General features: G+C 72.9%; 24 protein-coding genes. 12 read left to right on the plus strand and 12 right to left on the minus strand.

What is annotated here, in order from left to right:
• Positions 1 to 18: 18 nt before the first annotated feature.
• Positions 19 to 1065 (minus strand): SGNH/GDSL hydrolase family protein, encoded by a 1047-nt coding sequence (locus PVK74_RS25845; RefSeq protein WP_043326540.1) that lies wholly within the window; start codon positions 1063 to 1065, stop codon positions 19 to 21.
• 141 nt (positions 1066 to 1206) lie between these two features.
• Between PVK74_RS25845 and PVK74_RS25850 the strand changes: the two genes are divergently transcribed.
• Positions 1207 to 1563, plus strand: a complete 357-nt coding sequence (locus PVK74_RS25850; protein WP_013474058.1) for a YkvA family protein — start codon at positions 1207 to 1209, stop codon at positions 1561 to 1563.
• 76 nt (positions 1564 to 1639) lie between these two features.
• Positions 1640 to 3010, plus strand: coding sequence for a cystathionine beta-synthase (locus tag PVK74_RS25855; RefSeq protein WP_210873750.1), 1371 nt, complete (start codon positions 1640 to 1642; stop codon positions 3008 to 3010).
• 89 nt (positions 3011 to 3099) lie between these two features.
• Here the strand turns inward: PVK74_RS25855 and PVK74_RS25860 are convergent, their stop codons facing one another.
• The 9 genes from PVK74_RS25860 to PVK74_RS25900 form a co-directional block, all read right to left on the minus strand.
• On the minus strand, positions 3100 to 3609 hold the full coding sequence (locus tag PVK74_RS25860) for a GNAT family N-acetyltransferase (protein ID WP_210884227.1): 510 nt from the start codon (positions 3607 to 3609) through the stop codon (positions 3100 to 3102).
• Entirely contained in the window at positions 3606 to 4535 is a 930-nt protein-coding gene (locus PVK74_RS25865) for a ribonuclease Z (protein WP_274477422.1), read from the minus strand. Before PVK74_RS25865 ends, PVK74_RS25860 begins: the two co-directional genes overlap by 4 nt.
• A 309-nt stretch (positions 4536 to 4844) precedes the next feature.
• Positions 4845 to 6029, minus strand: coding sequence for an osmoprotectant NAGGN system M42 family peptidase (locus PVK74_RS25870; RefSeq protein ID WP_104114273.1), 1185 nt, complete (start codon positions 6027 to 6029; stop codon positions 4845 to 4847).
• A complete protein-coding gene (ngg, locus tag PVK74_RS25875; protein WP_274477423.1) occupies positions 6026 to 7864 on the minus strand; it encodes an N-acetylglutaminylglutamine synthetase in 1839 nt (612 codons plus the stop codon). Before ngg ends, PVK74_RS25870 begins: the two co-directional genes overlap by 4 nt.
• 2 nt (positions 7865 to 7866) lie before the next feature.
• Positions 7867 to 9657 carry an N-acetylglutaminylglutamine amidotransferase gene (locus tag PVK74_RS25880; RefSeq protein WP_274477424.1) on the minus strand — a complete coding sequence of 597 codons (1791 nt, stop codon included), beginning with the start codon at positions 9655 to 9657 and terminating at the stop codon, positions 7867 to 7869.
• 284 nt (positions 9658 to 9941) lie between these two features.
• Entirely contained in the window at positions 9942 to 10604 is a 663-nt protein-coding gene (gene msrA / locus PVK74_RS25885; protein ID WP_274477425.1) for a peptide-methionine (S)-S-oxide reductase MsrA, read from the minus strand.
• A gap of 76 nt (positions 10605 to 10680) precedes the next feature.
• A complete protein-coding gene (locus tag PVK74_RS25890; protein WP_043326522.1) occupies positions 10681 to 11094 on the minus strand; it encodes an HIT family protein in 414 nt (137 codons plus the stop codon).
• A gap of 124 nt (positions 11095 to 11218) precedes the next feature.
• Positions 11219 to 11911 carry a nucleotidyl transferase AbiEii/AbiGii toxin family protein gene (locus PVK74_RS25895; RefSeq protein ID WP_274477426.1) on the minus strand — a complete coding sequence of 231 codons (693 nt, stop codon included), beginning with the start codon at positions 11909 to 11911 and terminating at the stop codon, positions 11219 to 11221.
• Positions 11912 to 11913: 2 nt separating this feature from the next.
• Positions 11914 to 12240 carry a hypothetical protein gene (locus PVK74_RS25900; RefSeq protein WP_064447694.1) on the minus strand — a complete coding sequence of 109 codons (327 nt, stop codon included), beginning with the start codon at positions 12238 to 12240 and terminating at the stop codon, positions 11914 to 11916.
• A 100-nt stretch (positions 12241 to 12340) separates the two neighbouring features.
• Here PVK74_RS25900 and PVK74_RS25905 point away from each other — a divergent pair, with 100 nt between their 5' ends.
• From PVK74_RS25905 to ilvA, 4 genes are all read left to right on the plus strand, one after another.
• Positions 12341 to 13483, plus strand: coding sequence for a cystathionine gamma-synthase (locus PVK74_RS25905; RefSeq protein ID WP_274477427.1), 1143 nt, complete (start codon positions 12341 to 12343; stop codon positions 13481 to 13483).
• Positions 13484 to 13499: 16 nt separating this feature from the next.
• Positions 13500 to 14912 carry an amidase gene (locus tag PVK74_RS25910; RefSeq protein ID WP_043326513.1) on the plus strand — a complete coding sequence of 471 codons (1413 nt, stop codon included), beginning with the start codon at positions 13500 to 13502 and terminating at the stop codon, positions 14910 to 14912.
• A gap of 147 nt (positions 14913 to 15059) precedes the next feature.
• Positions 15060 to 15890 carry a DUF4328 domain-containing protein gene (locus tag PVK74_RS25915; RefSeq protein WP_274477428.1) on the plus strand — a complete coding sequence of 277 codons (831 nt, stop codon included), beginning with the start codon at positions 15060 to 15062 and terminating at the stop codon, positions 15888 to 15890.
• Positions 15887 to 17107 (plus strand): threonine ammonia-lyase, encoded by a 1221-nt coding sequence (gene ilvA, locus PVK74_RS25920; RefSeq protein WP_043326509.1) that lies wholly within the window; start codon positions 15887 to 15889, stop codon positions 17105 to 17107. Before PVK74_RS25915 ends, ilvA begins: the two co-directional genes overlap by 4 nt.
• Before the next feature lie 151 nt (positions 17108 to 17258).
• Here ilvA and greA read toward each other — a convergent pair whose 3' ends face one another.
• Entirely contained in the window at positions 17259 to 17759 is a 501-nt protein-coding gene (gene greA / locus PVK74_RS25925; RefSeq protein WP_043326508.1) for a transcription elongation factor GreA, read from the minus strand.
• A 144-nt stretch (positions 17760 to 17903) separates the two neighbouring features.
• Positions 17904 to 18338, minus strand: a complete 435-nt coding sequence (locus tag PVK74_RS25930) for a DUF4307 domain-containing protein (protein ID WP_043326506.1) — start codon at positions 18336 to 18338, stop codon at positions 17904 to 17906.
• Between the two features lie 238 nt (positions 18339 to 18576).
• On the opposite strand from PVK74_RS25930, the gene mca reads away from it, so the two are divergent.
• The 6 genes from mca to purE all read left to right on the plus strand — a co-directional run bounded on the left by mca (position 18577) and on the right by purE (position 26303).
• A complete protein-coding gene (mca, locus tag PVK74_RS25935; RefSeq protein ID WP_043326504.1) occupies positions 18577 to 19458 on the plus strand; it encodes a mycothiol conjugate amidase Mca in 882 nt (293 codons plus the stop codon).
• 48 nt (positions 19459 to 19506) lie between these two features.
• Positions 19507 to 19791, plus strand: a complete 285-nt coding sequence (locus PVK74_RS25940) for a hypothetical protein (RefSeq protein ID WP_113972001.1) — start codon at positions 19507 to 19509, stop codon at positions 19789 to 19791.
• A 222-nt stretch (positions 19792 to 20013) separates the two neighbouring features.
• Positions 20014 to 22503, plus strand: a complete 2490-nt coding sequence (locus PVK74_RS25945; protein ID WP_274479322.1) for a putative bifunctional diguanylate cyclase/phosphodiesterase — start codon at positions 20014 to 20016, stop codon at positions 22501 to 22503.
• A 50-nt stretch (positions 22504 to 22553) separates the two neighbouring features.
• Positions 22554 to 24590 (plus strand): thioredoxin domain-containing protein, encoded by a 2037-nt coding sequence (locus PVK74_RS25950; RefSeq protein WP_274477429.1) that lies wholly within the window; start codon positions 22554 to 22556, stop codon positions 24588 to 24590.
• Between the two features lie 64 nt (positions 24591 to 24654).
• Positions 24655 to 25812: a 5-(carboxyamino)imidazole ribonucleotide synthase gene (locus PVK74_RS25955; protein ID WP_209960072.1), complete on the plus strand. Its 1158-nt coding sequence runs from the start codon at positions 24655 to 24657 to the stop codon at positions 25810 to 25812.
• Positions 25812 to 26303 (plus strand): 5-(carboxyamino)imidazole ribonucleotide mutase, encoded by a 492-nt coding sequence (gene purE / locus PVK74_RS25960; protein ID WP_104114281.1) that lies wholly within the window; start codon positions 25812 to 25814, stop codon positions 26301 to 26303. Before PVK74_RS25955 ends, purE begins: the two co-directional genes overlap by 1 nt.
• Positions 26304 to 26347 lie beyond the last annotated feature (44 nt).

A 26347-nucleotide genomic window follows, 5' to 3' on the forward strand; every position in this document is an offset into this window, starting at 1 on the left:
GCACTCCGCTTCGCTCGCTCATGCCGTTTCCTCCAGGGTGGCCGAGTCGGCGGCGCTGCCGGTCGGGGGCAGCGCGCCGACGCCGAAGAAGGCCCGTCGGCGAAGCTGCGCCCAGCGTCCGCCGGGCCCGCGGTCGCGACCCCGGAGCTGGGCGCCGCTGACCTCCGTGCCGGCGTGCCGGGCCGCCTCGTGAGCCGCCTCCGGGAGCGACCGTACGCCTTCCACGCCGGGCAGGACAGGCCTGCGTTCCGGGACCGCGCCCAGCGCGGACAGCACGGTGGGCAGCAACGCCGCCGCGGCTATCGCGTACCCCTCTGCGGAGGGGTGGAACCGGTCCCAGGCGAACATCCGGGCGGGCTCGGCGGCGAACCGCGGCCCGAGCATGTCGCCGAGTGAGACGGCCCGGCCGCCGGCCTCGACCACGCCCACCGTCTGCGCGGCCGCGAGCTGGCGGCTCCAGCGCCGGGCCAGCCAGCGCAGCGGCGGCTGGATCGGCCGGATGGTGCCCAGGTCGGGACAGGTGCCGACGACCACCTCGCAGCCGGCCGCCCGCAGCGTGCGGACCGCGTCCACCAGGTAGCGCACGGCCAGCCCCGGCGGGGTGCGGTTGGTGACGTCGTTGCCGCCCACCAGGATCACCGCCACGTCCGGCTCGACCTCCAGGGCGGACTCGACCTGCGGTTTCAGCCCGGACGAGAGCGCGCCCACCACGGCGAACCGGTGCAGGCGTACCGGCCGGTGCAGGCGGCGGGACAGCCCGGTGGCCAGCAGCGAGCCCGGTGTCTCCCGGCGCCTGTGCACGCCGTAGCCGGCTGCTGAGGAGTCGCCCAGGATGACCATGGTGACCGGCGGGCCGGGCAGCTTCGCGCCGTACACGCCGTCGCAGCGCGGTGGCGGGGCCTGCGCCATCGGGATGGTGCGCCGGGCCTGCCGGGCCTGGCCGAGCAGCACCCCGCCGGTGGCGGCGGTGGCCGCCACCGTGGCGCCCGTGCCGATCGCCGCGAGGCGGGCGATCTGCCGGACGCGCTGCCAGTGGACCGGCGCGACGGAACCAGCGTCCCCCATGAACCGACAGTATCGCGCCGGTACGACCACTGCTGTCCTTGATCGGATGGCTGGGCGGCGCCCGGACTGGGTACCGATGGGGGTGGCGGACGCGGGCTTGCCCCCGGGCCGCACCATGGTCGGGCGGAGAGGGGCGAAGACATGGGGAAGACGTTGAAGCGCAGCGCCGCGTTCGCCGCGCTGGCCCGGGCGCTGGCGGCCGGTACGCGGGGCGGGCCGTCGCTCGGGGCCCGGCTGGCGGCGCTGCCGAGGATGATCCGCGCCACCACCAGGGGCGAGTACGACGGCGGCCTGCGCCTGGCGCTGATGGCCGGCGCGACCGCGTACATCGTCAGCCCGATCGACCTGCTGCCGGAGATCCCGCTGGCGATCTTCGGGCTGGCCGACGACGCGGTGATGGTCACCTGGCTGGCCGGCAGCGTGCTCGCCGAGACCGAACGGTTCCTGGAGTGGGAGGCACGTCGCAGCTCGGTCATCCCGGGGCATGTGGTGCCCTGACGGCACGTACGCTGGTCGGCGAACTGACGGCTGACCGACCGCCCCACGACGGCGGCGCGACGAAGGGCACAACGAGGTGCAGTACTACGACAACGTCGTCGAGCTGATCGGCAACACCCCGCTGGTCCGCCTGCGCAACGTCACCGAGGGCATCCAGGCCACCGTGCTGGCGAAGGTGGAGTACGTCAACCCGGGCGGCTCGGTCAAGGACCGGATCGCGATGCGCATGGTGGAGGACGCCGAGAAGGCGGGCATCCTGCGGCCGGGCGGCACGATCGTGGAGCCGACCAGCGGCAACACCGGCGTCGGGCTGGCCCTGGTGGCCCAGCTCAAGGGCTACCGCTGCGTCTTCGTCTGCCCGGACAAGGTCAGCCAGGACAAGCAGGACGTGCTGCGCGCGTACGGCGCCGAGGTGGTGGTCTGCCCGACCGCCGTCGCGCCGGAGGACCCGCGCTCCTATTACAACGTGTCCGACCGGCTGGCCCGGGAGATCCCCGGCGCGTGGAAGCCCAACCAGTACAGCAACCCGGCCAACCCGCGCTCGCACTACGAGACCACCGGCCCGGAGCTGTGGAAGCAGACCGAAGGCAAGATCACCCACTTCGTGGCGGGCGTCGGCACCGGCGGCACCATCTCCGGCATCGGCCGCTACCTCAAGGAGGCGTCCGAGGGCCGGGTCAAGGTGATCGGCGCGGACCCGGAGGGCTCGGTCTACTCGGGCGGCACCGGCCGGCCGTACCTGGTCGAGGGCGTCGGTGAGGACTTCTGGCCGGAGACGTACGACCGGAAGATCGCCGACGAGATCGTCGAGGTGTCGGACAAGGAGTCCTTCGAGATGACCCGCCGGCTCGCCCGCGAGGAGGGTCTGCTGGTCGGCGGCTCCTGCGGCATGGCGGTGGTGGGCGCGCTGGAGGTGGCCCGCAAGGCCGGCCCGGACGACGTGATCGTGGTGCTGCTGCCGGACGGCGGCCGGGGCTACCTGTCGAAGATCTTCAACGACAAGTGGATGGCCCGGTACGGCTTCCTGGACGACTCGGGCACCGAGCCGACGGTCGCCGACGCGCTCGCCGGCAAGCCCGGTGGCTTGCCCGAGCTGGTGCACGTGCACCCGACCGAGACGGTCCGCGACGCGATCGACTACATGCGCGAGTACGGCGTCTCGCAGCTCCCGGTACTCAAGGCCGAGCCGCCGGTGGTGACCGGTGAGGTGGCCGGTTCGATCGCCGAGAAGGACCTGCTCGACGCGCTGTTCACCGGCCAGGCCCACCTGCACGACACGATCGAGCGGCACATGGGCGAGCCGCTGCCGATGATCGGCGGCGGCCAGCCGGTGAGCGAGGCGGTCGGGCTGCTGGAGAAGGCGGACGCGGCGCTGGTGCTGGTCGACGGCAAGCCCAAGGGCGTGCTGACCCGCCAGGACCTGCTGGCCCACCTCGGCGCCCGCTGACCCTGCTTGTAAGGAAGGGGCCCCTTTTAACACCGCGGTGTTAAAAGGGGCCCCTTCCTCTACCGGAGGCGTTAATAAGGGGCCCTTCCTTACAAGCGGCGGGCGTAGCGGAGTTGGGGGACCAGCACCCGGCCGATGTGTTCGTCCCGCTCATCACCGGTGGCGGTCCAGCCGCCGCGCTCGTAGAAACGGCGCGCGTGGGCGTTGTCCCGCAGCACCCACAGCACCGCGCGCGTCCAGCCCCGGGCCCGCATCGCGTCGAGCGCGTCCACCATCAGCGCCCGTCCGGTGCCCCGGCCCCGCTCGGTCGGCTCCAGGTGGATCGCGTTGAGCAGCCCGGTCGCCGGGTCGCCCTCGTCGTCGGGCCCGAGGTAGCTGAAGCCCACCAGCTTCCCGTCCCGCTCGGCCACCGTCATCCGGTGGTCCGCGCCCTCCCAGGTCAGCCGTTCCACCCAGTAGCGGCCCATCGCCTCCGGCGTCGGGTCGGCCAGCGCCTCGGGCGGCAGGAACGACGAGTACGCCGCCACCCGGGAACGCTGGTGCAGGGCGCCGACCGCCATCAGGTCGGCCTCGGTCGCGGAACGTAGGGAGATCGTCACCCGGGCGACGGTACCCGCCGGGGCGGCACCTGTACCGTCTGAAGATCCTCGGCGATCACCAGATCACCGGAGAAGTGCTCGCGGGCCTCGTCGTGGAAGCGGCGCGGGTCGGCGTACCGCTGAGAGAAGTGGGTGAGCACGAGCGTGCGTACCCCCGACTCGGCCGCGACCCGCGCGGCCTGGCCGGCGGTGAGGTGCCCGACCTCGGCGGCGAGCGCCGCCTCCGACTCCAGGAACGTCGACTCGATCACGAGCAGGTCGGCGTGCTCGGCGAGCGCGTACACGCCGTCGCAGAGCCCGGTGTCCATCACGAACGCGAACCGCTGCCCCGGCCGGGTCACGCTCACCTCGTCCCGGGTGACGCGGCGCCCGTCGCGGTCCAGGTGGCCGTCGCGCAGCAGCCTTCCGGTGTCCGGACCGGCGATGCCGTACGCGGCCAGCCGCTCCGGAAGCATCCGGCAGCCGTCCGGCTCGACCAGCCGGTATCCGTACGTCTCGATCGGGTGCCGCAGCCGGCGGGCCTCCAGCGTGCCGATGCCCAGGGTGATCCGCTGCCCGTCGGCGTCGATCGGCTCGACTGCCAGTTCGGCGGTCTCGTAGAAGCTGGAGGCGTGCCGCAGCCGGGCGAAGTACTCGGCGCCGCCGGCCGGGAAGTGCACCGCCACCGGGCGCGGTACGCGGTCCAGCGAGAGCCGCTGGATCATGCCGGGCAGCCCGAGGCAGTGGTCGCCGTGGAAGTGGGTGACGCAGATCCGGGTCAGGTCGGTGGCGGTGACCCCGGTGTGCAGCATCTGCCGCTGGCTGCCCTCGCCCGGGTCGAAGAGGATCACCTCGTCGTCCCAGCGCAGCAGGTAGCCGTTGTGGTTGCGCTGCCGGGTCGGGGCCTGGCTGGCCGTACCGAGCACCACCAGCTCACGCATGGACACCGCACCCTCCCGAGCGCAAAAAGCGACCCCCGGGGCTTCCGCGCTCGCGCGCGGGCCGGCTGGACTGGGCCGACACCCCGGGGGTCGGGTGGCTGTCGTGGTTTCGCCGCACCGCTGCCACACGGTCTCGACGATCCTGCAGGTGCCCGCCTCGCGGCGGGCGAGATTTCACTGTCGAGGACAGCGGCTAGCGGACAGCCACCTCACGAGTCCGATTGCTATACAAGTCTGGACCACCTCCTTTCCCGTGTACCGCCACGCTATCCACTTCGCGGCGGCCGCGGCAACGGATTTCGATCACAGGCCCGGTCAGTCCAGGCCGATCGGGCCCTCGCGCGGGCCGTCCTCGTTCGCCGGCTGCACGGCGAGCGACGGGAAGTCGGCCAGGTCGCCCTCCGGCTCGGCGTCCCACTCGGGGAACACCAGCGGGCTCTGCAGGTAGAGGCAGAGCAGCTGGGTGAGCTGGTGCAGGCCGTCGAGGTGGGTGCGCTCGTGGCCGTGGGTGGCGTCCACGCCGAACCCGAGCAGCGCCACCCGGGCGTGCGCCCCGGCCTCGACCGCGGCGGCCACGTCCGAGCGGTAGTAGTCGAACACGTCCCGGACCAGGTCGACGCCGTGTTCCTTGGCGATCGAGGCGAGGTTGCGGGTCAGGTGGTAGTCGAACGGGCCGACCCCGTCGCCCATGGCGAGCGTCGCCGCGGTCTCCCGGGACTGCTGGCCCGGCGCGACCACCGCCGCGTCCACCGACACGATCTCCGCGACGTCCGGGTCCAGCCCGTGGCTCGCGCCGTGGCCGATCTCCTCGGTGACGGTGACCAGCAGGTGCGCGGTGACCGCCGGGGTGACACCGGCGTCGACCATCGCCTTGAACGCGGTCAGCACCGCCGCCACGCCCGCCTTGTCGTCCAGGTGGCGGGACTTGACGTACCCGTTCGGGGTGATGGTGGGGTTGGGCAGGAACGCGACGAAGTCCCCGGCGTCGATGCCGAGCGCCCGCAGCCCGGCCTCGTCGTGCACCGGCTCGTCCACCCGCACCTCGACCAGTTCCCAGCCGACGCCCTGCAGGTCGACCGCCTCGTTGTAGCGGTGCCCGCTCGCCTTCAGCGGCAGCACCTGGCCGGTGACGACCCGCTCCAGGTCGTCGGTGAAGATCCGCACGTGGGCGCCCTCGGCGAAGCGGGCGCTGTGCGTGCCGATCGGGTTGACCTCCAGCCGGCCGTTCTCCTTGAGCCGCTTCACCATGCCGCCGATGGTGTCGGTGTGCACCACGATCGCCCGGTCGGCGCCGGTCTCCCGGGGACCGGGCAGACAGGCGCTCAGCGCCCCGCGACGGGTCAGCGTGGAGCTGATCCCGATCGCGGAGAGCCTCTCGCCCACGTACTGCTGGATGTGGTCGGTGCGCCCCGACGGGCTGGGGATCTCCAGCAGCTCCACCAGCACCTGGCGGAGGTAGTCGAGGTCGAGCTTGAGCGGTTGGGGCTTGCGTGCGGTCATGCCCCAGAGCTTGCCGCACCGGCCGGCGACCAGAGTCGCTGCGGTGCCCGGGTACCCGGGAAGAGCAGGTCGACGAAGCGCTCGGCGGTGGGCTGCGGTTCGTGGTTGGCCAGTCCGGGCCGCTCGTTCGCCTCGATGAACACGTGTTCCGGCCGGTCCGGGGCGGGGACCAGCAGGTCCAGCCCGGTGACCGGGATGTCCAGCGCCCGGCTCGCGGTCACGCACGCCTCGGCGATCGCCGGGTGCAGCTCGGCGGTCACGTCGTGGATCGTGCCGCCGGTGTGCAGGTTGGCCGTCCGGCGTACCGCGAGCACCTCGCCCTCCGGGAGCACGTCGTGCATCCGGTACCCGGCCTCGGCCACCACCTCGCGGGTCATGTCGTCGATCGGGATGCGGGACTCGCCCCCGGTGGCGGCGGCCCGGCGGCGGCTCTGCCGCTCGATCAGCTCGGTGATGTCGTGCACCCCGTCGCCGGTGATCTGCGCCGGGCGGCGTACCGCGGCGGCGACCACCTCGTGGTCGATCACCACGACCCGCAGGTCCTCGCCCGCGCGCAGCTCCTCGATCAGTACGTCCGGGCAGAACCGGCGGGCCAGCTCGACGGCCGCGGTCAGCGCCTCGGGCGTACGCACGCCGACGGTGATGCCGTTGCCCTGCTCGCCCCGCGCCGGCTTGACCACCACCGGACCCACGTCGTTCAGGAACGCCACGTCGTCGGGCTCACCGGTGGCGGTACGCCCGCGCGGCACCGACAGGCCCGCCTCGGTGAGGATGCGCCGGGTCACCCGCTTGTCGTCGCAGCGGCTCATCGCCACCGCCGAGGTCAGCTCCGACAGCGACTCGCGGGTGTGGATGGTCCGGCCGCCGGTGGTCAGCTTCAGCTCACCCCAGTGCGGGTCGGTCACCTCCACCCGGATGCCGCGGCGCATCGCCTCGTCCGCGACGATCTTCGCGTACGGGTTCAGCTCGTCGTACCCCTCGGGCATGGCGGGCAGGAACAGGCGCTCGTTGATCGGGTTCTTCCGCTTCACGCAGAGCGTGCCGGTGCGGTGGAAGCCGAGGCGCTCGTACAGCCGGATCGCGCCCGAGTTCTCGGCCAGCACGGACAGGTCCACGAACGCCCGGCCGCGCCCGTCGAGCCGGTCGGCGAGCGCGGTGAGCAGCGCCTGCCCGGTGCCGGGCGGGGCGGTGTTGAAGTCCACGGTCAGGCACCACAGGCTGGCGCCGTTCTCCGGGTCACCGAAGACCGCGACGTGGTCCACGCCGGTGATGGTGCCGACCACCTCACCCGTGGTGTCCTCGGCCACCAGGTGCAGGAACCGGTCCGTGCCGGCGTTGTCCACGAGGATCTCGACCGGGGCGGTGACCATGCCGTTGCGCGCGTAGATCCGGTTCACCGCCTCCGCGTCGACGGCGTCACGCAGCGGCCGGACGGTCAGCCCGGGCACCTCGCCGCCCTCGGTCGCGGCGGGCCGCTTCTCGCCCAGCGGCAGCCGGTACGTCAGCGACGGGTCGATGAACAGCTCGTCCGGCAGCCGCGACACCAGCACGTGCGGGTCGCGCAGGTAGATGCAGATGTCCCGGGCGCCGACCGCCTCGGAGCGCAGCACGTCGGCCACGTGCACCTGGTCGTCGAACGTCTGCCCGAACACCAGCCGGCCCCAGCCGCAGTCCAGCACCACGCCCGAGGCGTCGGTGGACGTGGGCTCCGGCTGCCGCTGCTCCGGCGTACCCGGTGCGACCGGGTCACCGCCGGGGCCGATGCGTTCCCGGCGGCGCCCCAGCACCCGTTCCCGGTCGGTACGTGCCGTTCCGGTGGCGAGGGTGTCGGTCACGGTCAGTCGATTCCGTGGCTCTGGAGCCACATTTCCAGGAGTCCCAGTTGCCACAGCTTGTTTCCGTTCAACGGGGTCAGTTCGGCGTTCGGGTCGGCGAGCAGCGCGTCGACGTAGTCGGCGCGGAACAGGTCGCGACGGCGCGCCTCGGGCGCGGTGAGCGCGTCGCGTACCCGGTCGAGGAGCTTGCCCTCCAGGTGGGTGAGTCCGGGCACCGGGAAGTAGCCCTTGGGCCGGTCGATGACCTCGTGGGGCAGGACCCGCCGGCCGATCTCCTTGAGCACGCCCTTGCCGCCCTGGGCCAGCTTCAGCTCCGGCGGGCAGCTCGCGGCCAGCTCGACGAACTCGTGGTCGAGGAACGGCACCCGGGCCTCCAGCCCGTGCGCCATGGTCATGTTGTCGACCCGCTTCACCGGGTCGTCGGTCAGCATGACCTGGGTGTCGATCCGCAGGCCGGCGTCGACGGCGGTCTGCGCGCCCGGGCGGCCCAGGTGCGCGGCGACGAACTCCCGCGCCGGGTCGCCGTCGGCCAGCCACGCCGGGTTGAGCACCCGGGCCAGTCCGGCCGCGTCGCGGTCGAAGAACGCCTTCGCGTACGTCTCGAGCGCCTGCTCCCGGTCCACCCCGGCGAGCGGCGGGTACCAGTGGTAGCCGCCCAGGATCTCGTCCGCGCCCTGACCCGACTGCACCACCTTGACGTGCTTCGCGACCTCCTGGCTGAGCAGCCAGAACGCGACGCAGTCGTGGCTGACCATCGGTTCGCTCATGGCCGAGACGGCGGCCTCCAGCGGCGGCAGCAGGTCACCGGTGGGCACCCGGATCTGGTGGTGGTCGGTGCCGAACGTCTTCGCGACCAGGTCGGAGTAGACGAACTCGTCGCCCTCCCGGCCGCCCACCGCGTCGAAGCCGATGGAGAACGTGGCCAGGCCGGACCGGGCCTGCCCCTCGCCGGCGAGCAGCGCGACCACCAGGCTGGAGTCGAGGCCGCCGGAGAGCAGCACGCCCACCGGAACGTCGGCCACCATGCGGCGGCGTACGGCGGTGGTCAGCGAGTCGAGCAGCGCGTCCTGCCAGTCCCGCTCGGACCAGCCGGCCCGCTCGGCGGCGCGGCCGAACGCCGGGTCCCAGTAGACCCGCTCGTGGGTGGAGCCGTCCGCCTCGTACACCCGGACCGTGGCCGGCGGCAGCTTGGTGACGCCGGCGAGGATGGTGCGCGGCGGCGGCACGATGCTGTGGAAGCTCAGGTAGTGGGCGAGCGCCACCCGGTCGATGGTGGTGTCGATGCCGCCACCGGCGAGCAGCGCCGGCAGGGTCGAGGCGAACCGGACCACGCCGGGGCTCTCGGCCAGGTAGAGCGGCTTGATGCCGAGGCGGTCCCGGGCCAGCACCAGGCGGCCGGTGTCGCGCTCGCTGATCGCCACCGCGAACATGCCGATCAGGTGGTCGACGAAGTCGAGCCCCCACTCGGCGTACGCCTTGACCACTACCTCGCTGTCGCCGGACGAGAAGAACAGGTGGCCCTTGGCCTGCAGTTCGGCGCGTAGTTCCCGGTAGTTGTAGATGCAGCCGTTGAAGACACCGGTGAGCCCGGCGGCGGCGTCCACGATGGGTTGGCCGCTCGCCGCGGACAGGTCGATGATCTTCAGGCGCCGGTGTCCCAGCGCGGTCGGCCCTTGCGACCAGACGCCGCTGTCGTCGGGCCCTCGGTCACTCATCGTGGCCGCCATCCGCTCCACGGCCGAGACATCGGCGCGTGAACCGTCACGGCGGAACTCTCCCGCAAGTCCGCACATACGAGCCAATGCTGCCAGAGGTTGTTTCGGTTCGCCTGTTGAGACGATGACGAACGTGTGACAGCTTGCTACGATGCGCCGTCACGCAGCGTGGTTGCCGCGCACAGCGTCGCTTCCTGCCCCCCAGGGCGCGGATGCCGGAAAATCGGGCCCGTGCCGGCTGTGAGGAACGCCGCATGCCCGTCCAGCCGCAGCCGGAATCCGCGATCTTGGAGTTGTGGTGCCTGTGATGCCGGTTTCGCGAGGGTTGCCAGGCACCACAACTCCAAGATCGGTGGAGGGGTCTAGCCGGCGGTGCGGGCCACGCCGACCGGGCAGCTCAGCCCGTTCGGTCCGTGGTTGCAGTAGCCGTTCGGGTTCTTCGTCGGCGCCAGGTACTGCTGGTGGTAGTCCTCGGCGAAGTAGTAGTCGCCGAGCGGCGCGATCTCGGTGGTGATCTCACCCTTGCCGGCCCGGGCCACGATCGGCGCGAACGCGTCCCGCGACGCCTTCGCAGCGGCGGCCTGCTCGTCGGTAATGGTGTAGATCGCCGAGCGGTACTGGGTGCCCACGTCGTTGCCCTGGCGCATGCCCTGGGTCGGGTCGTGGTTCTCCCAGAAGACCTTGAGCAGGTCCTCGTAGGCGATCTTCGACGGGTCGTAGACCACCTGGACCACCTCGGCGTGCCCGGTCATACCCGAGCACACCTCCTCGTACGTCGGGTTGGTGGTGTAGCCACCCGCGTAGCCGGCGGACGTGGTGATCACGCCGGGGAGGGTCCAGAACAGCCGCTCGGCGCCCCAGAAGCAGCCCATGCCGAAGACAGCGACCTGCGCGCCCTCGGGGAACGGGCCCTTCAGCGTCGACGGCAGCACCTCGTGCCGGTCGGCGATCGGCATCGCGATCGGGCGGCCCGGCAGGGCCTGGTCAGGAGAGATCATCTCGGCCTTCATGCGGCGGAGGAACACGGTGGGACTCCTCTCTTGGCTTTCCCAGCGTGTGCAACAGCGTGGCCCCCCGGTTCCTTACCCGCCCACCGCGACGTCAGGCCAGCGCCGCCGAGATCCGCCCGGCGAACGCCTCGGCCTCGGCGTCACCTGCGTACCGGGTACGCGGCCAGAAGAAGCCGCGCAGACCGTCGCCCTTCGTCCTGGGAACCACGTGGGTGTGCAGGTGCGGTACGGACTGGGACACCCGGTTGTTCATCGCCACGAACGTCCCACCGGCGTCGAGACCGGTCTCCACCGCCACGGCGATGCGCTGGACCAGCCGGAAGTAGCCGGGCAGTGCGTCGGGCGGCAGGTCGGACAGGGCGACCAGGTGGGTGCGGGGCACCACGAGCACGTGCCCCTTGAACACCGGGCGGGTGTCCAGGAACGCGACCCCGTCCGGCTCGTCGGTGACCCGGAACGCGGGCACCTCGCCCGCCACGATCCCGCAGAACACGCACCCGCTCATCCGCCCACCCTAGGCCCGGCCCGCCCACCCCACCTCCGGGCGAGCGTTGATCATGAGGTTGGCGGCGACAAATCGGACGGCGACCACCGTCAACCTCATGATCGACGAGAAGACCGGCCGTAGGTCAGGCGCGATCGAGGTAGGCGTCCCAGTCGTCGTCGGGGATGCCGGTCGGGCCGGTCTCGCCGTTGGCGAGGCGCGCCCGGATGTCCGCCTCCCACCGACGGGCCCAGCGCCTGAGTCCGCCGATTTCGTCCTCGCCGAGACCGTAGGAGGCGAATGTCTCCACGTCGAGCTCGTCGACCCCGCCGAGTCGGTCGGCCAGCTCGTGAAGCGAAAACGCGACGGTGTGCTGGGCGCCCAAGGATTCGAGTCCCGCGAACTCCACGATCCGGCTGGCAGCGCATACGTCGATGTAGTCGCGATGCGCGGCGCGGTCGTGAAGCGCCCTGACCTTGAGGCCGATGGCATCCTCCAGCGCGAGCACCGGGCCGATCTGCAACCTCGCCGGCGGCCCGATCGCCTCTTTCAAGAGGTCGACCTCGCAGGCGAAACCCTGCCCCTCGACCAGCAACCGGGCCATCCGCGGCGTCGCCTCAACGACCCGGCAGCCGAATTCTCCGGCTCGGTACGCCTCGGCCAGCCGCGCCGCCACGAGGGGCAGCGGCAACGCGGTTGCGGTGGCGAAGTCGATGTCGCGGGACGGTCGGCTCACGAGATCGTGCGCGGCGAGTGCGTAGCCACCCGCGAGTACCAGACCGAGGTCGTCACCCGCACGGAATCCGACGTGCAGCAAGCGCGTGTGCAACTCGTCCACGGCTAGGCTGCCAGGCCCGGCATTCTGCTCTCCCAGAGTCGGATCACCCGGTGCGCGGTCAGCTTGCGGATGCGGGACCAGTCCTGCCGGAGGAGCGCCGGGTTGACGTACCGGACGATGTCCTCGCGCTGCCCGCAGTCCATCAGCGTGCGGTAGAGCGTGAGCCGCTGTCCGCTGTCGTCGACGTCGAACTCGCTGAGCCCGGACCACGCGAGGCGGGTCGGCAGCGTGACCCGGCCGCGCTCGGGCCCCTTGAGGTCGTCCAGTGACGTGGGGATCCGGTCGGCGACGCCGTGCAGGCGGGAGGGGAGCGCCTCGGTCGTACTCACCGGACCAGTATGGCCGACCACCCCGACAGAGTCCTGGTTGTGACAGGCGCGCCCGGCCTACCGGGAGCAAAGGGGAAGCGGGCGGACTAACGTCTGCGGCATGAGGCACGGCTTCGACACACTCGCCATCCACGCCGGTCAGGCCCCGGAGGCCCGCACCGGCGCGGTGATTCCGCCGATCTACCAGACCAGCACGTACGCCCAGGACGCCGTCGGCGCGCCGCGCGAGGGCTACGAGTACAGCCGCTCCGGCAACCCCACCCGGGACGCGCTCCAGGAGTGCCTGGCCGCGCTGGAGGGCGGCCAGGTGGGGCTCGCCTTCGCCAGTGGCCTGGCCGCCGAGGACACGCTGCTGCGGACCGTCTGCAAGCCGGGCGACCACGTGGTGATCCCGGACGACGCGTACGGCGGCACCTACCGGCTGTTCGCCAAGGTGGCCGAGCGCTGGGGGCTTGACTACACCCCGGCGAAGGTCTCCGACCCGGACGCCGTGCGCGCGGCGATCCGCCCGGGCGCCACCCGGATCGTGTGGGTGGAGACGCCGACCAACCCGCTGCTCGGCATCGCCGACATCGCGGCGCTGGCCGCCGTGGCGCACGACGCCGGCGCGCTGCTGGTGGTCGACAACACGTTCGCCTCGCCGTACCTGCAGCAGCCGATCGCGTTCGGCGCGGACGTGGTGGTGCACTCCACCACCAAGTACGTCGGCGGACACTCCGACGTGGTCGGCGGCGCGCTCGTCGCGGCGGACCGGGCGCTCGGCGAGGAGCTGCGTTACCACCAGAACGCGATGGGCGCGATCAACGGCCCGTTCGACGCCTGGCTCACCCTGCGCGGCATCAAGACCCTCGGGGTACGGATGGACCGGCACTGCGACAACGCCGAGCGGATCGCGGCCTACCTGGACGGCCACGCGCAGGTCGCGCAGGTCATCTACCCGGGCCTGCCCTCGCACCCCGGCCACGAGGTGGCCGCCAAGCAGATGCGGCGGTTCGGCGGCATGATCTCGTTCCGCGCGGCGGGCGGCGAGGAGCACGCCGTGGACATCTGCAACCGATCCCGGCTGTTCGTGCTCGCCGAGTCGCTCGGCGGCGTCGAGTCCCTGATCGAGCACCCGGGCCGGATGACACACGCAAGCGCTGCGGGCTCGCCGCTTGAAGTTCCCGGCGATCTCGTGCGACTGTCTGTCGGCATCGAGACGGTCGACGACCTGCTCGCCGATCTGGAGCAGGCCCTGGGCTGACCGCTGGCTGGGGAGGGTGGCAGTGCCGGAGATCTTGCCGACGACGTGGGTCGGTGCGACCGCGAAACAGATCGCCCGGGCGGTACGCCGTGGCGACGTCTCCGCCACCCAGGTCGTCGCCGACCACCTGGATCACGTCACCCGGGTCGACGCCGACCTGGCCGCGTTCCGCACGGTACGCGGCGGTGAGGCGATCACCGAGGCGGAGAAGGTCGACGAGCAGGAGGAACTGGCGAACCTCCCGCTCGCCGGCGTGCCGGTGGCGGTCAAGGAGAACACGCCGGTGGCCGGCCTGCCCACGTGGAACGGGTCGGCCGCCATGCGTACACCGGTGGCGGAGGCCGACCACGAGGTGGTCCGGCGGCTGCGCGGAGCGGGCGCGGTGATCCTGGGCGTGACCCGGATGCCGGAACTGGGCCTGTGGGCGCTCACCGACGACGACACCGCTGCCACCCGCAACCCGTGGGATCCGGCGCGTACCCCCGGCGGCTCCTCCGGCGGCGCGGCCGCCGCGGTGGCCGCCGGGCTGGTGCCGATGGCGCACGGCAACGACGGCCTCGGGTCGATCCGCATCCCGGCGGCCTGCTGCGGCCTGGTCGGGCTCAAGCCCGGCCGGGGCGTGGTGCCCTGCCAGCTCGGCGCGGACGACTGGTTCGGCCTGACCGAGCACGGCATGCTCACCAGCACCGTGGCCGACGCGGTGGTCGGTTTCTCGGTGCTGGCCGGCCGCCGGCCGGACAAGCTGGTCCCGCCGGCGCGGCTACGGGTCGGCGTCTCGCTGCGCTCGCCGGTGCGCGGCGTCTCGCCGGACGCCCCGAACCGGGACGCGGTGGCCGCGGCCGGCCGCCTGCTCGCCGCCGCCGGTCACGACACCGTGCCCACCGACCCGGTCTACCCGACCCGGCTCGGCCTGCAGGGCATCGCCACCTGGTTCGCGGCGGCCGCCGCCGACGTGCGCGCCGCCGGGGTCGCCCCGCGCCAGCTCCAGCGCCGCAGCCGCCGGCACGTCACGCTCGGCGAGTGGGCGCAGCGCCGGGGGTACGTGCGGGAGGCCGACCGGGCGGCCTGGCGCGAACGGTCGGTGAACTTCTTCGCGGACAACTCGATCGACCTGCTGCTCACCCCGGCGCTGGCCGGGCCGCCGCCGGAGGCCGCCGGCTGGTCCGGCCGCTCCTGGCTGGCGAACATGTCGGCGAACATCAGGTACGCCCCGTACGCGGCGCCGTGGAACATCGCCGGGCTGCCGTCGATCGTGGTGCCGGTCGGCCGCCGCCCGGACGGGCTGCCGGTGGGCGTGCAGTTCGTCGGCCCGCCCGGTTCCGAGCTGCTGCTGCTCGGCGTGGCCGGTCAGTTCGAGATGCAGGCGCCGTGGGCGCGGCACGCCCCCGGCTACCCCCGCGTCGGAACGGGGTCGCCGGCCACCGCGTGATCGTCTAGCGTGTGCGCACCCTGTCGCGCACACCAACTCGGACGGTCCCCGATGAACTGCCAGACCTGCGGGGACGCCACGTCCCCGGCCTTTGAGGAGTGCCAGCGCTGCGGTACGCGCGTCGGCCAACCCGCCGTGAGTCCCGGCGTGCCCACGTACGGCGTGCGCGGACTGGCGGTGGCCGGGGCGTCCGCGGTCGGCGCCGCCACCCTGTGCTACCTGCTCACGGCTCTGTTCCCGCTGGTTGGTGTGCGGATGGCCCGCTCGGCCGCCGAGCAGCTCGACCGGGACGTGCTGCTCGGCGCGGTGCTGGTCGAGGTGCTGTTCACCCTGCCCTACCTGCTCGCCCTGCTGACCGCGGGGACGCTCGTGGTGATCTGGACCTGGCGGGCGCGCAAGAACCTGGACGCCTTCCCGGGCGCCGTGCCGAGCCTGAGCCCGGCGTGGGCGATCGCCGGCTGGCTGGTGCCGTTCGCCAACCTCGTGGTGCCGGCCCGGGTGCTCGCCGACCTGCTCCGGAACAGCGTCTGGCAGCGCCGCCAGTCGTGGCTGGTCGGGGTGTGGTGGGTGAGCTGGCTGGTGTTCCTGATCGGTGACCGGTTCGTCGCGCAGGCGCAGCAGCAGCGGTACGACCGGTTGACCGAGCTGCCCCGCAACGACGCGGAGTTCGGCACGTACGTGCGCTACTACGAGGAGGCGCTCGCGCCCCGGCTGGTGCCGGCGTTGGCCTGCCTGGTCGCCGGGATCGCGTTCGTCGTGCTGATCCGCCGGATCTCCGCCGCCCAGCAGGACCGGCTCGCCCGGGCCGTGCCCGCGTGGCCGGGTCAGCAGGCGTGGCCGGGTCAGTCGGCGTGGCCGGGTCAGCCGGGCGGGCCGGGGCACCCCGACCGGCCCGCTTCCGTCGCGTCGGTTCCGCCCGCGCCGTCGGCCACGTCGGCGCAAATCCCACCGGGGCCGGGTGGCACGATCGGGGCATGACGGAACTGGTCGGTCTCGCCGACGTTCAAGCTGCGCGGGAACTGCTCGGCGGTGTCACCCGTACCACCCCGCTGGAGCCGTCCCGGCCGCTCAGCGCCGCGCTCGGCGGGCCGGTCTGGCTCAAGTGCGAGAACCTGCAACGCGCCGGGTCGTACAAGGTGCGTGGCGCGTACGTGCGGATCTCCCGCCTCTCGGCCGAGGAGCGGGCCCGGGGCGTGGTCGCGGCGAGCGCCGGCAACCACGCCCAGGGGGTGGCGCTCGCCGCCGGGCTGGTCGGCGCGCACGCCACCGTCTTCATGCCGGTGAACGCGCCGCTGCCGAAGGTCGCCGCGACCAAGGGGTACGGCGCGCAGGTCGAGCTGGTCGGCAACACGGTGGACGAGTCGCTCGTCGCGGCGCAGACCTTCGCCGAGCGGACCGGTGCGGTGTTCATCCACCCGTTCGACCACGCGGACGTGATCGCCGGTCAGGGCACCGTCGCGCTGGAGATCCTCGAACAGTGCCCGGACGTGCGCACCATCGTGACCGGGGTGGGCGGTGGCGGACTGGTCTCCGGGATGGCGGTGGCGGCCAAGGCGCTGCGTCCCGACGTACGGGTGATCGGGGTCCAGGCGGCGAGCGCCGCCGCCTTCCCGCCCTCGCTGCGGGCCGGCGAGCCGGTACGCCTGCCCTCGTTCGCGACGATCGCCGACGGGATCGCCGTCGGCCGGCCGGGGGAGCTGACCTTCACCCACGTCCGCAAGCTCGTCGACGACGTCGTCACGGTCTCCGAGGAGGACATCTCCCGGGCGCTGCTGATGCTGCTGGAACGCGGCAAGCAGGTGGTCGAGCCGGCCGGCGCGGTAGGGGTGGCGGCGCTGCTGTCCGGCGCGGTGGAGGTGACCGCGCCGGTGGTCGCGGTGCTCTCCGGCGGCAACATCGATCCGCTGCTCATGCTCCGGGTGATCGAGCACGGTCTGGCGGCGGCCGGCCGTTTCCTGCGGATCACGGTGCGCTGCGTCGACCGGCCCGGCCAGCTCGCCTCGCTGCTCGGCGAGATCGCCGAGCACCGCGCCAACGTGGTGGACGTGGTGCACCAGCGGGCCAACCCGCACCTGCGCCTGGGCGAGGTGGAGGTGGCCCTGTCCGTGGAGACGCGCGGGGTGGAGCACTCGGACACCCTGATCAGCGCGTTGCGGGCCAGCGGCTACCAGGTGGTCTTCACCGGCGAGGGCTGAGCCCCTCGGTGGAACACCGACGTCACAGCGGAACGCGAACGCCCCGGCCGGATGATCCGGTCGGGGCGTTCGGGTGTGCGGCTCGGGTCCGAGGAGCCTGTCAGCCTCGGTCGGGTTCGGGACCCGAGCCATCCGGCGCGGGTCCGGAAGGTCAGCCGCTGTACGGCTCGAAGGAGACGATGGTCACCTTGATATCGGCGCCGCTCGGCGCGGTGTAGGTGCAGGTCTGCCCCGCCTTGCCGCCGAGGATGGCCTGGCCGAGCGCGGACTCGGGGCTGTACACCGTCAGGTCGGTGGTGGAGGCGATCTCCCGGGAGCCGAGCAGGAACGTCTCGCTGTCGTCCGCGTCGTCGTCGAAGTAGATCGTCACGACCATGCCCGGCGACACCGCGTCGGTGTCCGGAGCCTCACCGACCTTGGCGGTGCGCAGCAGCTCCTTGAGGTAGAGAATGCGGCCCTCGGCCTTGCCCTGCTCCTCGCGGGCGGCGTGGTAGCCACCGTTCTCCCGCAGGTCGCCCTCCTCGCGCCGGGCGTTGATCTCGGCAGCGATGACCGGCCGGTTGGCGATCAGCTCGTCGAGCTCTGCCTGCAGACGGTCGTAGGCGTCCTGGGACAGCCAGGTGGCGGGCGCCTCGTTTCCATTTGTGGACACAGGCGGTCTCCTCGGTTGGTGCGGACTGGCTGACAGGTGAACTTGCAAGGCTACCAGTGCCGCACACGTCGAGGTGTGCTCAATCACCCCGGTGCCGGCGACGGGACCGGGGTGCGGTTGCCGGCGGCTCGCCGGCGCTCCGGCTCAGCCGGCCGGCCGGCAGCGCAACACCTCACCGATGAACGGCCGGGCGCTCGTGGGCACCTCCTGGCGGGTCCGGATGTGGCGCTGGCCCGGCTCGGCGCTCACAGTGGTCTCGATGCTGCCCACCTGGGCGCCGTCGTGCGAGCGGGCCCGCAGCAGACAGGTGGCGGAGCCACCCGGCGGCACGGTGACCCGGAAGTCGACTGTCACCCGGGAGTCGGTGATGTCGGAGTAGCTGATCATCTCGCCCTGGTACTCCGGGTCGCCGTACTGGTAGTAGAGCTTCGCCGCGCCCAGCCCGAGGACGGCGAGCAGGACCGCCACCGTCAGGGCGAGCAGGACCGGCCGGCGGCGCCCCGGCTCCCGGCGTCGGCCGTACCGGCCGGGCGGGTAGACCGGCGCCTCCGCGGCGACTGTGGCGTGCGTCTCGCTCACCGGCGGGTATCTCCTGGCGTTGTTGTCGGCGGCATCGGCAAGAATGGCTAGGTCCATCTTCCCAGCCCGGCGCTGAGTCAAGGATGGCAGGTCGGCCTGGACCGGCGGGCGTGGCCCTGGCCACTCCGGTGGCGGCCCCCGACCGGCCGTCACGGGGGCTTTCGCGGGCGCGGGGGGAGATTCCGGCAGGTCAGCCGACCGGAGGGTGGTCGGCGGGCACAGACGAGGAGCGCCGAAGGTGGCAGAACAGCTGCGTCTCATGGCGGTGCACGCCCATCCCGACGACGAGTCGAGCAAGGGTGCCGCCACCATGGCGAAATACGTCGCCGAGGGGGTGGACGTCCTCGTCGTCACCGCGACCGGTGGCGAACGGGGCAGCGTGCTCAACCCGAAGATGGACCGCCCCGACGTGTGGGCCAACATCGGTGACATCCGGCGGGCCGAGATGGACGCCGCCCGGGCGATCCTCGGCGTCGAGCAGGCGTGGCTCGGCTTCGTCGACTCCGGGCTGCCCGAGGGCGACCCGCTGCCGCCGCTGCCGGAGGGCTGCTTCGCCCTGCAGGACGTGGACGTCGCCGCCGCGCCGCTGGTGCGCCTGATGCGGCAGTTCCGCCCGCACGTCGTCACCACGTACGACGAGGAGGGCGGCTACCCGCACCCCGACCACATCATGACCCACAAGGTCACCGTGGCGGCGTTCGACGCGGCCGGTGACCCGGAGCGCCATCCCGAGCTGGGCGAGCCGTGGCAGCCGCTCAAGCTCTACTACGACGTGGGCTTCTCCCGGGCCAAGATCATGAGCCTGCACGAGGCGGTGCTCGAAGCCGGGCTCGAATCGCCGTACGGCGAGTGGATGAAGCGCTGGGACGAGCGCCCCGACAAGGGTGCGCGGATCACCACCCGGGTCGAGTGCGCCGACTACTTCCCGGTCCGCGACGACGCCCTGCGCGCCCACGCCACCCAGATCGACCCGGACGGGTTCTGGTTCCAGGTGCCGATGGAACTGCAGAAGCGCGCCTGGCCGACGGAGGACTTCCAACTCGCCCGGTCGCTGGTGGACAGCCCGCTGCCCGAGTCCGACCTCTTCGCGGGCGTACGGGAGGCGTGCCGTGCCCACTGACCGGGCCGGGGTCTACCCTGGTGCGCAGTCGCACATCGGAGGAACACCATGCTGACCACCGTCGAGGTGCTCGCACAGAACAACTTCGGTGACACCCGCACGGGTGGTCTGGCCGGTCCGATGGGCCTCTTCCTCATCGTTGCGCTGGCCACCGTCACCGTCCTGCTGATCCGCAACATGAACGCCCGGCTGCGCCGGCTGCCCGACCGCTTCCCGCACCAGGGCACCCCGGGCCGGGCCGATTCCGCAGTCGCCGATCCGACAGAAGGGCTCGTCGAGCAGGATTCACCGACGAACACGCCCAGCGGCTCCCAGCAGCGACGGAACAGCTGAACACCGCGTGAATCACGCCCAAGCCGGTCGTCGCCCCCTGTTGCGACCACCGGCTTTGGCTTAGCCTTCCGCCGGGGGGACCGTCAGGCCCCGGACCCTGCGCGGAAGGGGGACGCCGATGTCGAAGGCAGCACCGGCCCCCGGCCATGCCTCCGCCCGGCCCGGTGACGGGGCGGCCCCGTGACCACCGAGCCGGCCGACCGTCCCCCGGACCGGGTCGGCCTGCGCGGGACGCCGACGGGCGTCGTCGTGTTGACCGTCGCGGTCGCGTTCACCGGTCTGCTGGCCGCCGTCCTCGGCCTGGTCGTCCCGCCACACCTCCCGGTGGACCACCCGCTGCCCGGCCCGGCGCGGTTCGGCATCGCCACTGTCGCGTTCGCGGTTGCCCAACTCGCCCGGCTGCGCTTCCGTACCGCTTCGGGGATGGTGAGCATCACCTGGGGCGAGGCCGCGCTGGTGGTCTGCCTCTGGCTGGTGCCGGCCGGATGGCTTCCGGCCGCCGCCCTGCTGGGCGTGGGCACCGCCTGGACCGTGATGTCGGTGGTGTCGGACCGTCGACCGGCCCTGGAACTGGCGGGGATCGCCGGCTCGCTCACCGCCGCCACCGCGCTCGCGGCGGCCGTCGCGACCGCCCTCGGCCCGCCGCTGCTCGCCGCGCCCACCCCGGAACTCGCGCTCACGCTCACCGCCGCCGCGGTGACGTACCTGCTCACCACCGCCTTCCTGGGCGCCGTCACGCTCGCGCTGCGGCACGGCATCCCGATGGGGCCGCCGCTGTTCGCCGCGCTGCGCGGCAAGCTGCTCATGTTCGTCGGCAACGTGGCGGTCGGCCTGGTGGTCGTCGCGCTTCTCGAACTCGACGCGCGCTGGCTGCTGCTCCTGCCGCCGCCGCTCTGGCTGCTCCAGCAGACCTACCGGCACCGGCTGCGGGCCGACCAGGAGCGCCGGACCTGGCGGGCGTTCGCCGAGGCCGCCGCCGCGCTCAACCAGCTCGACGAGCGGGGCGTGGCGACCGCCGCGGTGACCGGCGCGCTCACGCTGTTCGGCGCCGAACTGGTCGAGGTCGACGTGGCCCGGGGCGAGGGACGCTGGCGCCGGTACCGGGCCGACCGTGGCGGGCAGGTCCGGGACCGGGAGGTGGAACCCGCCGGGTGCGCCGGCGTCGCCGAGCACGAGTTGATGCGGCGGCTCGTCGTGGGCTCCGCCGAGGTCGGCCGGCTGCGGGTGCGGTTCGCCCGGTCCGCCCCGCCGAGCGCCCGGGAACGCGACGGCGTGGCGGCCTTCGGGGACGCGCTCGCCGCCGCCCTGCACGACGCCGCCACGCATCGGGAGCTGCGGCTGGTCACCGCCCGCTCGTCGTACGACGCGGTGCACGACCAGCTCACCGGCCTGCTGAACCGGGCGGCGCTGCTCACCAAGGGGGACCAGGCGTTGCGGCAGCGCCCGCACGACCACCCGGTGGCCCTGCTGCTGCTCGACGTGAACCAGTTCAAGGAGGTGAACGACACGCTCGGGCACTCGGCGGGCGACCAGCTGCTGCGGCTCACCGCCAGCCGCCTCGCCGCGCTGACCCGGCCGGGCGACCTGCTCGGGCGGCTCGGCGGCGACGAGTTCGCGCTGCTGCTGACCTCGGTGCCGATGGTCGAGGACCGGACGGCCCCGCTGGCGTACGCGCTGCGCCAGGCCCGGGAGGTCGCCGAACGCCTCGCCGCCCCGACCGAGGTGGCCGGGGTACGGATGTCCGTCGAGGTGGCAGTGGGCGTGGTGGTGGCCGACGCGGGCGCGGCCGACCTGACCGAGCTGCTGCGGCGCGCCGACATCGCCATGTACCAGGCGAAGGAGGGCGGCGGCAGCGTCGCCGCGTACGACAGCTCCCGCGACGCGGCGAGCACCGACCACCTGGCGTTGCTCGCGGAGATGCGGGAGGCGCTGGCCGCCGACGACCAGCTGGTCCTGGCGTTGCAGCCGGCGGTGGACCTGGCCACCGGCGCGCCGACCGGCGTGGAGGCGCTGATCCGGTGGCGGCACCCGCGCCGGGGATGGCTCGGCCCGGCCGACTTCATCCGCCCGGTGGAGAACAGCGAGCAGCTCGGCAGCTTCACCCGGTACGTGCTGGACAAGGCGCTGGCCGTGGCGTCCGCGTGGGCGCGGGACGGGCTGGACGTCCCCATCTCGGTGAACCTGTCCGCGCGCAGCCTGCTCGACCCGCGACTGCCCGCCGAGATCGACGAGGCGCTTCGCCGCCACCAGGTCCCGCCGCACCGGCTGGTCCTGGAGATCACCGAGACGGTGGTGATGAGCGAGCTGGAGATCATCGACGAGGTGCTGGCCACGCTGCGCGCCATGGGCGTGCAGCTCGCGGTGGACGACTTCGGCACCGGTTTCTCCTCGCTGACGTTCCTCACCCGGATCGCCGTGGACGAGCTGAAGGTGGACCGGTCGTTCGTGCTCCGGATGGCCGACTCGCCCGAGGCGGCGGCGATCGTCCGGACCACCGTCGGGCTGGCCCACGAGTTGGGGCTGCGGGTCGTGGCCGAGGGCGTCGAGACCGCCGAGCAGCGCACCGCGCTGGCCGAGCTGGGCTGCACAGCCGCCCAGGGCTACCACTTCTTCAAGCCGATGCCCGCCGACAAGATCGCGGCGGTGCTCGGGTCGCTGCGCGACGGCGCCCGGGACAACGTCTTCCCGCTGCGCGCCGACGGCGCTTCCTGACCCCTGCCGCACCGGCGGCGTCGGAAGGCGATGGTGGATAGGGTCGGGTGGTGAACCGACTCGCCAAGGCCACCTCGCCCTATCTGCTCCAGCACGCCGACAACCCGGTCGACTGGTGGCCGTGGTGCGACGAGGCGTTCGCCGAGGCGAAGCGGCGCGACGTGCCGGTGCTGATCTCGGTCGGCTACGCAGCCTGCCACTGGTGTCACGTGATGGCTCACGAGTCGTTCGAGAACGAGGCAGTGGCCCGGCTGATGAACGACGACTTCGTCTGCGTGAAGGTCGACCGCGAGGAGCGCCCCGACGTCGACGCGGTCTACATGACCGCCACCCAGGCGATGACCGGGCAGGGCGGCTGGCCGATGACCGTCTTCGCGACGCCGGACGGCACCCCGTTCTTCTGCGGCACGTACTTCCCGCGCGCCAACTTCATCCGCCTGCTCGGCTCGGTCGCCACCGCCTGGCGCGACCAGCGCGAGGCGGTGCTGCGCCAGGGCGCCGCCGTGGTCGAGGCGATCGGCGGCGCGCAGGCGGTCGGGGGCGTGACCGCCCCGCTCACCGCCGACCTGCTCGACGCCGCCGTGAGCCAGCTCGCCCGGGAGTACGACGAGACGAACGGCGGTTTCGGCGGCGCGCCGAAGTTCCCGCCGCACATGAACCTGCTCTTCCTGCTCCGGCACCACCAGCGCACCGGCTCGGCGCGCAGCCTGGAGATCGTCCGGCACACCTGCGAGGCGATGGCCCGTGGCGGCCTCAACGACCAGCTCGCCGGTGGGTTCGCCCGCTACTCGGTGGACGGCCACTGGACGGTGCCGCACTTCGAGAAGATGCTCTACGACAACGCGCTGCTGCTGCGCGTCTACACCCAGCTCTGGCGGCTCACCGGCGACGGGCTGGCCCGCCGGGTGGCCCGGGACACCGCCCGGTTCGTCGCCGACGAGCTGCACCGGGCCGGTGAAGGCTTCGCCTCGGCGCTGGACGCGGATACCGACGGCGTCGAGGGGCTCACCTACGTCTGGACGCCCGACCAGCTCGTCGAGGTGCTGGGGGCCGACGACGGCCGGTTCGCCGCCGACCTGTTCGAGGTCACCGCCGAGGGCACGTTCGAGCACGGCAGCAGCGTGCTGCGGCTGGCCCGGGACGTCGACGACGCCGACCCGGCGGTGCGGGCCCGGTGGCAGGACGTGGTGGGCCGGCTGCTCGCCGCCCGGGACACCCGCCCGCAGCCGGCCCGCGACGACAAGGTGGTGGCCGCCTGGAACGGGCTCGCGATCACCGCCATCGCCGAGTTCCAGCAGGTCGCCGCGCTGCTCGTGTCCCCGGACGACGAGGACGCGAACCTGATGGACGGCGTGCTGATCGTCTCCGACGGCGCGATGCGGGACGCCGCCGAGCACCTGGCCACCGTGCACGTGGTGGACGGGCGGCTGCGCCGGGTCTCCCGGGACAAGGTCGTGGGCGAGCCGGCCGGGGTGCTGGAGGACTACGGGTGCGTCGCCGAGGCGTTCTGCGCGATGCACCAGCTCACCGGCGAGGGGCGGTGGCTGAGCCTGGCCGGTGAGCTGCTCGATGTGGCGCTGGCCCGGTTCGCCGGCCCGGACGGCGCCTTCTACGACACCGCCGACGACGCCGAGCGCCTGGTCACCCGGCCCGCCGACCCGACCGACAACGCGACCCCGTCGGGCCGCTCGGCGATCGTCGCGGCGCTCGTGGCGTACGCGGCGCTGACCGGGGAGACCCGCTACCGGGAGGCGGCCGAGCAGACGCTGTCGACTGTCGCGCCGATCGTCGACCGGCACGCCCGGTTCACCGGCTATGCCGCCACTGTCGGCGAGGCGCTGCTGTCCGGGCCGTACGAGATCGCGGTGGCGACCGGCGACCCGGAGGGCGACCCGCTGGTGGCCGCTGCCCGGCGCCACGCCCCGCCCGGCGCGGTGGTGGTGGCCGGCGCCCCGGACCAGCCCGGCGTGCCGCTGCTGGCCGGACGACCGTTCGTCGACGGGCGGCCCGCCGCGTACGTCTGCCGGGGCTTCGTCTGCCAGCGGCCGGTGACCGGCGTCGAGGAGCTGGTCGCGCAGCTCGGCTGAGCGGAGCGGGCCGGGCCGCCCTCGCGGTCCGGCCCGGCACCGGCCCTTATAGGCTGGCGGCGCTATGGACTCCCGTACCGGTCTCCCCGTCGTGGGCATGGTGGGTGGCGGCCAGCTCGCCCGGATGACCCACCAGGCCGCCATCGCCCTCGGCCAGTCGCTGCGCGTGCTGGCGCTCGCCCCGGACGACGGCGCCGCGCTGGTCGCCGCCGACGTCCAGTACGGCGACCACACCGACCTGGCCGCGCTGCGTACGTTCGCCAAGGGCTGCGACGTGGTCACCTTCGACCACGAGCACGTGCCCAACGAGCACATCCGCGCGTTGACCGACGAGGGCGTGAAGCTGTTCCCGCCGGCCGAGGCGCTGGTGCACGCGCAGGACAAGCGGGTGATGCGGGAACGGCTCGGTGAGCTGGGCGCGCCGAACCCGGCCTGGCGTCCGGTGGAGTCCCCGGCCGACCTGATCGCCTTCGGCGAGGAGACCGGCTGGCCGGTGGTGCTCAAGGCCGCCCGGGGCGGCTACGACGGGCGCGGCGTCTGGATGGTCGACGACGCCGGCGCGGCCGGTGAGCTGGCCGCCACGCTGCTCGCCGGTGGCACCCCGCTGCTGGTCGAGGAACGGGTGGCGCTGCGCCGGGAACTGGCCGTGCAGGTGGCGCGGTCGCCGTTCGGGCAGGTCGCCGCGTACCCCGTGGTGGAGACGGTGCAGCGCGACGGCATCTGCGTCGAGGTGCTGGCGCCCGCGCCCGACCTGCCGGAGGAGCAGGCCGTCGCCGCGCAGCAGCTCGCCATCGACCTCGCGACCGCGCTCGGTGTGGTCGGCCTGCTCGCGGTGGAGCTGTTCGACACGCCGTCCGGGCTGGTCGTCAACGAGCTGGCCATGCGGCCGCACAACTCCGGGCACTGGACCATCGAGGGGGCCCGGACCTCGCAGTTCGAGCAGCACCTGCGGGCGGTCCTCGACTACCCGATGGGGGACACCTCGCTGACCGCGCCGGTCGTGGTGATGGCGAACGTGCTCGGCGGCGGGCCGGGCGGCATCTCCATCGACGAGCGGCTGCACCACCTGTTCGCCGCCGAGCCCGGGGCCAAGGTCCACCTGTACGGCAAGCAGGTCCGCCCCGGCCGCAAGATCGGGCACGTCACCGTGCTCGGCAACGACCTTGAGGACGTACGGGCCCGGGCCGCGCGTGCCGCCCGCTGGCTCCAGGAGGGGCACTGATGAGCACCGTCGGGCTGATCATGGGCAGCGACTCGGACTGGCCGGTCATGCGGGCCGCCGCCGAGGCGCTGGACGAGTTCGGCGTGCCGTACGAGGTGGGCGTGGTCTCGGCGCACCGCACCCCGGGCAAGATGATCGAGTACGGCCGGGCCGCCGCCGGCCGGGGCGTTCAGGTGATCATCGCGGGCGCGGGCGGGGCGGCCCACCTGCCCGGCATGGTCGCCTCGGTCACCCCGCTGCCGGTGATCGGTGTCCCGGTGCCGCTCAAGTACCTGGACGGGATGGACTCGCTGCTGTCCATCGTGCAGATGCCGGCCGGTGTGCCGGTCGCCACCGTCTCGATCGGCAACGCCCGCAACGCCGGCCTGCTGGCGGTACGCATCCTGGGCGCCGCCGACCCGGTGCTGCGCGACAGGATGGCCGCCTACCAGGCGAGCCTGGAGGATCTGGTCGCCGAGAAGGAAGCCGCGCTGCGCGCCTCCCTCACCTGACCGTTCGTCACTCTTCGTGCTTAACTCGGTTGGTTGCTGAGCGT

Source organism: Micromonospora chalcea, assembly GCF_028768405.1.
Taxonomy (GTDB): Bacteria; Actinomycetota; Actinomycetes; order Mycobacteriales; family Micromonosporaceae; genus Micromonospora; species Micromonospora chalcea.

Excerpts from the sequence above, each read along its gene's own strand:
- PVK74_RS25845 (WP_043326540.1), bottom strand. The coding sequence starts at position 1,065 with ATGGGGGACGCTGGTTCCGTCGCGCCGGTCCACTGGCAGCGCGTCCGG.
- PVK74_RS25850 (WP_013474058.1), top strand. The coding sequence starts at position 1,207 with ATGGGGAAGACGTTGAAGCGCAGCGCCGCGTTCGCCGCGCTGGCCCGG.
- PVK74_RS25870 (WP_104114273.1), bottom strand. The coding sequence starts at position 6,029 with ATGACCGCACGCAAGCCCCAACCGCTCAAGCTCGACCTCGACTACCTC.
- PVK74_RS25880 (WP_274477424.1), bottom strand. The coding sequence starts at position 9,657 with ATGTGCGGACTTGCGGGAGAGTTCCGCCGTGACGGTTCACGCGCCGAT.
- PVK74_RS25890 (WP_043326522.1), bottom strand. The coding sequence starts at position 11,094 with ATGAGCGGGTGCGTGTTCTGCGGGATCGTGGCGGGCGAGGTGCCCGCG.
- PVK74_RS25905 (WP_274477427.1), top strand. The coding sequence starts at position 12,341 with ATGAGGCACGGCTTCGACACACTCGCCATCCACGCCGGTCAGGCCCCG.
- ilvA (WP_043326509.1), top strand. The coding sequence starts at position 15,887 with ATGACGGAACTGGTCGGTCTCGCCGACGTTCAAGCTGCGCGGGAACTG.
- PVK74_RS25940 (WP_113972001.1), top strand. The coding sequence starts at position 19,507 with ATGCTGACCACCGTCGAGGTGCTCGCACAGAACAACTTCGGTGACACC.
- PVK74_RS25955 (WP_209960072.1), top strand. The coding sequence starts at position 24,655 with ATGGACTCCCGTACCGGTCTCCCCGTCGTGGGCATGGTGGGTGGCGGC.
- purE (WP_104114281.1), top strand. The coding sequence starts at position 25,812 with ATGAGCACCGTCGGGCTGATCATGGGCAGCGACTCGGACTGGCCGGTC.